This is a genomic window from Hyphomonas sp. UBA3601 (assembly GCF_002375605.1).
GTDB lineage: Bacteria > Pseudomonadota > Alphaproteobacteria > Caulobacterales > Hyphomonadaceae > Hyphomonas.
Genome location: NZ_DFME01000037.1, coordinates 2,401 through 7,116, shown reverse-complemented (window position 1 = coordinate 7,116; position 4,716 = coordinate 2,401). Strand labels below are relative to the sequence as shown.

Sequence of the window (4,716 nt, the reverse complement as noted above, 5' to 3'; positions counted from 1 at the left end):
GTGGCGATCAGGAAGTCACGTGGGTGACACTCCCGCCAGTAGCCGGTGTCCTGCCAGACTCGCTCGCCGCCATTTGCGGGGTCGGTGAACCGGTCATGGCGTCCATAGCTGAAGCCAGCGGACGGGTTGGCGTCGAGCGCAGCCCCCAGTTTTTGGAGGGCGTCCGGGCAGGCGATGTCGTCATCGTCAACAACCCAGAGCCGGGTGCCGGTCATCAGCGTCATGGCCAGATTGATGGCCGCGGACTTGCCCTGGTTTTCAGTGCGCACATAGCGCACCTGCGGGTAGCGCGCTGCGACGTCCGGCGTGTTGTCGGTCGATCCATCATCTATCAGGATGACTTCATCCGGCTGTACGGTCTGGGCAAAAACGGACTTCAGGGAATCCGCAAGAAGAGACGCTCTGTTGCAGGTCGGAATGACTACCGAGGTCGATTGCATTCCAACAGGGTCCCGTTCTGGTGTTCACGCTACGCTGGCGAAAAGACCGCCAAGAAAAAGTAATTTGATTGCAAGGATAGCGCTTCTGCTTTTCCAATTCATTACTTGAACCTCTAAGACTAGCACGAAATACGTAAAATCCCGTCAGGATCAGCTGCAATAGTCGCGAAAAAGCGCATGTTTCATGTTTTGTCGGAATGCCCTGGCGGGGCCAAAGAAAGCGTCATCAAGGCCTGTTAATCGAGCGGGGAGTTCCAGACACCCCTGAGAGGCGAATTGATGACCTCGGATATTCAGGCGCAGATTGCGCCGGATAAGGTTTTCACGATCGCCGGACTTCATGACATACCTGTTTCAGCAAGGCATGATCATTGGCGGTATCGGCATCATCGGCAACGGAATAGACCACGCGGCGAGATTTTTTCCGGTTGTCCGCCAAAGTGTATAGAGCCTTGTCGCACAAGGCGGATTCGGAAAAATTAGACAGGCTTCGGATGATCTTCGTTCGGGGCTTTTCCAGTTTTTGGTTGACGCCTCGTATTCTCACGATCATAAGGCGCGCTCATTCCAGCCCGAGGACGGACCCATGAAACGGCCAAACTCAAATTTCCAGGCATATGAACGCACCCTACAACTGGGTTGCGCATGCTGCCGCATGGAGGTTGCTGGATAGGGCTGATCATCAGCCCGGGGACCGTTTTTCGGTCTTATGCCGCCCTCCGCGCGTTTTCGCCCGGAGGGTTTTTTTGTCTTTCGAACCCGATGGAGACGCGTGGAGGGCTTGTCAGGAGGAGCTTCGTGAAACGAAGCTGAGACCAATGAGTGAATTTGAAGTGATCGAAACCCGCGCCGGCGGACGTATCAAGGCCTGGGTAAAGGGTGTGCCTGTAGAGCCACAAGCCCGTACACAGCTTGAGAATGTTGCAGGTTTGCCGTTCATTCACAGCCACCTTGCCGTGATGCCCGATGTCCACTTCGGGCGCGGCGCAACGGTCGGCTCGGTCATTCCCACCAAGGGGGCGATCATCCCGGCGGCGGTCGGAGTCGATCTTGGCTGTGGGATGATGGCCATCCGGACGAGCCTGACGGCAAATGACTTGCCTGATAGCTTGTCGGCCATCCGTAGTGAGATCGAACGCAAGGTGCCTGTGGGAAATGGGCGCGGTGGCAGCCACAAGGAAACTCCGGCGCGTGCAGCCACGGCGCTTCGGGCCTCCGGCATGGCGGAGCGGCTCGACGTGATCCTGAAGAAGCACAAGCGCATCCAGCGGACGGCCTTTGCCAAACAGCTGGGGACGCTTGGCGGCGGGAACCATTTCATCGAACTGTGTCTCGATGAAGTGGACCGTGTTTGGGTCATGCTGCACTCGGGATCGCGCGGGACCGGGAACATTCTTGGCACCTACTTTATCCGGGAGGCGCGTGAGGCACTGGAGCGGCGCGTGCTGGGCTATCATGTCCCGGACAAGGATCTCGCCTTCTTTGTTGAAGGAGAAGACCTGTTCGACGACTATACCTATGCGGTCAGCTGGGCGCAGGACTATGCTCGCCTGAACCGCGAGGTGATGATGGACCGTGTCCTGTTTGCCTTGCGTGAGCATTTTCCGGCCTTCTCGCTGGAGAAGGAGGCGGTGAACTGCCACCACAATTATGTGGAGCGGGAACACCATTTCGGGGCGGACATCTGGGTGACCCGCAAGGGGGCCGTCCGTGCCGGGAAGGACGAACTGGGGATCATTCCCGGTTCAATGGGGGCGAAATCCTTCATTGTTCGCGGAAAGGGCAATGTCGACTCCTTCTGCTCGTGCTCGCACGGGGCAGGCCGTGCCATGAGCCGGACTGAAGCCAAGCGGCGGTTCTCGGTCGAGGACCACCGGGCGGCAACGGATGGCGTCGAATGCCGGAAAGATTCCAGCGTGATTGACGAAACGCCAATGGCCTACAAGGACATCGACGCAGTCATGGCGGCGCAGACTGATCTGGTGGAGGTGGTTCACACGTTGAAACAAATCGTTTGCGTCAAAGGTTGACACATTGTCGCGCTTTGGATTATACGCCCAATTCCTGTCAGGCCGTTCGTGCGTTTACGGAAGGCTTGGCAGACCAACCGAAAGAAACAAGATGAAGCTGAGTTGTAACACGACAAACAGCTCCTTGCAGATGCGGGGAGCGCTATCAGCGGCTCCCGCGCATTGGCCGGTCGCCTCCTGATATAATCACAGATTGAATTTCGATAGTCCGTTTCTGAAGAGTTCAGTTGTCGGAAGATGTGAAAGGAGGTGGATCATGGGCGCGCCCATGACCCGTGCTGGTGTCTTGCTGTTTGGCAAGCCGTCGGCAGCGACGCCATTGTTGGGCTATATTGCCGGCCCCCACGCAGAGCGGATTGCTCGTTTCTGGCCTGTGCCGCATGCCGGGTTCCTGACCCTGCCGTCGGCACGGCGCCATGCGGCGGCAATTCTGCTGGAGCGGCGTTGGAGCAGCACCAGCGATGATGGCATGGATATCGTGCGAGTGGTGGAACGCGCCCGCGACGCCGAGCTTGCGCGTATCCTGATGAGCGGCGATGCGCCGGGCGGCCTGATGAAGGCACTCGGCCGGATGGGTGAACAATTGTGGGAGGTGGGTGACTATGCCAACTTCCTCAGCCTGTTTGCAGATCCTGAAGCGGTGAAAGTCTTGCGGCACATGCCGCAGATTCGAGCAGATCGTCTGGGCGTGATCGTGGCGGTGCCGGAAGCCTTGCGGGTTCCGGGTATCGTGGCGAACTTGCCCGAAACGCCTCAAGCTGTGGAAGACCTGGCCGTAGCCTACCAGCTCGCACGGCTAATCCACGGGGCGAACGGAGCGTCTCGTCTGGTCCAGCGTTGGGAGCGTGCAAACAGCGCGTTGGCCCTGTTCGACATGGCGGCCGAAGCTCTGCAGCCGGTCGAGTTTGGACGGGTGCTGGCTCCACCCGCCCTGCCGGACTGGTTCGAACCGGTCCGGACCCGAAAGGCGCTGAACGAGATGGCGTTGGAGTTCCGCAATTGCTTGCGAGACTTTGCCGCCGACCTCGCCATGGGCCGGATGGCGGTTTACGCGGTTCGCAAATCGTCCAGCCCGCCGGTGGCTCTGGCCTTGCGCCAGGATGTGGCCGGCTGGAGACTGGCCGAGGCGTTGCTGAAGGGCAATGACGATCTGAGTGACGCGCATTTGCGTCAGCTGATCGATGTGCTCACCGCGGTTGGTGTCAGGACCGGGGAATCCGCCTGGGCCTTGTCCCAGCGGTTGCACGATCATGTCTGTCCGGATTGCGGGCCTGCGCATGTGCCACCGCGCACTACCTGGCGCCAGCGTTTGGCACTTGGCTCTCTCTGGGACTGAGTGCAGGCCAGCATCGCATAGAGGCGTCCTCGAAGCTTATGGCTTCGGGGGCGTTTCCATTTGTGACGCGGGCGTCATCGGTGTATTCTGCCTGAAAATATCAGGAGGAAAGCATGGCCGACGGACACGACATGGGCGAACGCGCGAAGTTTCGCGAAATGCTGGAAGGCACCAAGGATGATTGGGATATCATCGTTGAGCATTCCAAGAGCTTCAACAAGGGGCTCGCCAAGCGCGTGATCGACCATCTGCGCCTGCTCGATGGCGATTATGGTGGCTTCCCGATCGACCGGTTGGAACATTCCATCCAGACCGCGACCCGCGCGCATCGCGACGGCCGCGACGAGGAATATGTGGTCTGCGCGCTGCTTCACGATATTGGCGACACGCTGGGCAGCTACAATCATCCGGATGTGGCCGCCGCGATCCTGAAGCCGTTCGTGTCAGAGGCCAATCTCTGGATGGTGGCCAATCATGGCGCGTTCCAGGGCTATTACTTCTTCCACCATATCGGGCTGGACCGGAATCTGCGGGAGCATTTCAAGGACAGTCCGCATTACGAATATTGCGCGCAGTTCTGCCATCTCTACGACCAAGCCGCGTTCGATCCGGACTATGAGAGCGAGCCGCTGGAATTCTTCATCCCGATGGTCGAGCGCGTCTTCTCGAAGCCGGTAAATTCCATGTATCTCAAGGCGATGCAGGAATAGTCTGAGGTATTACTCCTCAGACGTTTCCAGCATGCAGGGGCCTTCGCTGGCGATGCTTGTCATCGCGGCGTGGGCTTCGCACTTGTTGCCATAGGTCTTCCCGTCACAGCCGCAGACCGGGCGATATTCGCGCGTGCACATCGAGCGGACTTCGGTGCAGACGCCGGCCGCATCTGCGATGTTGCGGCAGGCCCCGTCAT

5 protein-coding genes are annotated in these 4,716 nt (G+C 59.1%); 3 read left to right on the top strand and 2 right to left on the bottom strand.

The window, feature by feature from the left end; all coding sequences use genetic code 11:
* The coding region (locus B4F73_RS04405) for a glycosyltransferase family A protein (protein ID WP_290482594.1) at positions 1 to 440 on the bottom strand (440 nt) is incomplete at its 3' end.
* 818 nt (positions 441 to 1,258) lie between these two features.
* On the opposite strand from B4F73_RS04405, the gene B4F73_RS04400 reads away from it, so the two are divergent.
* From B4F73_RS04400 to B4F73_RS04390, 3 genes are all read left to right on the top strand, one after another.
* Positions 1,259 to 2,470 (top strand): RtcB family protein, encoded by a 1,212-nt coding sequence (locus B4F73_RS04400; RefSeq protein ID WP_290479096.1) that lies wholly within the window; start codon positions 1,259 to 1,261, stop codon positions 2,468 to 2,470.
* Positions 2,471 to 2,726: 256 nt separating this feature from the next.
* The gene (locus B4F73_RS04395; RefSeq protein WP_290482593.1) at positions 2,727 to 3,806 is read left to right on the top strand and encodes a hypothetical protein; all 1,080 of its coding nucleotides are present in this window, start codon (positions 2,727 to 2,729) and stop codon (positions 3,804 to 3,806) included.
* Positions 3,807 to 3,919: 113 nt separating this feature from the next.
* Positions 3,920 to 4,516, top strand: a complete 597-nt coding sequence (locus B4F73_RS04390) for an HD domain-containing protein (RefSeq protein ID WP_206992502.1) — start codon at positions 3,920 to 3,922, stop codon at positions 4,514 to 4,516.
* A 9-nt stretch (positions 4,517 to 4,525) separates the two neighbouring features.
* On the opposite strand, the gene B4F73_RS04385 is transcribed toward B4F73_RS04390, so the two are convergent.
* Positions 4,526 to 4,716, bottom strand: a 191-nt coding sequence (locus tag B4F73_RS04385; protein WP_290482592.1) for a Kazal-type serine protease inhibitor family protein, incomplete at its 5' end; no start/stop codon positions are given.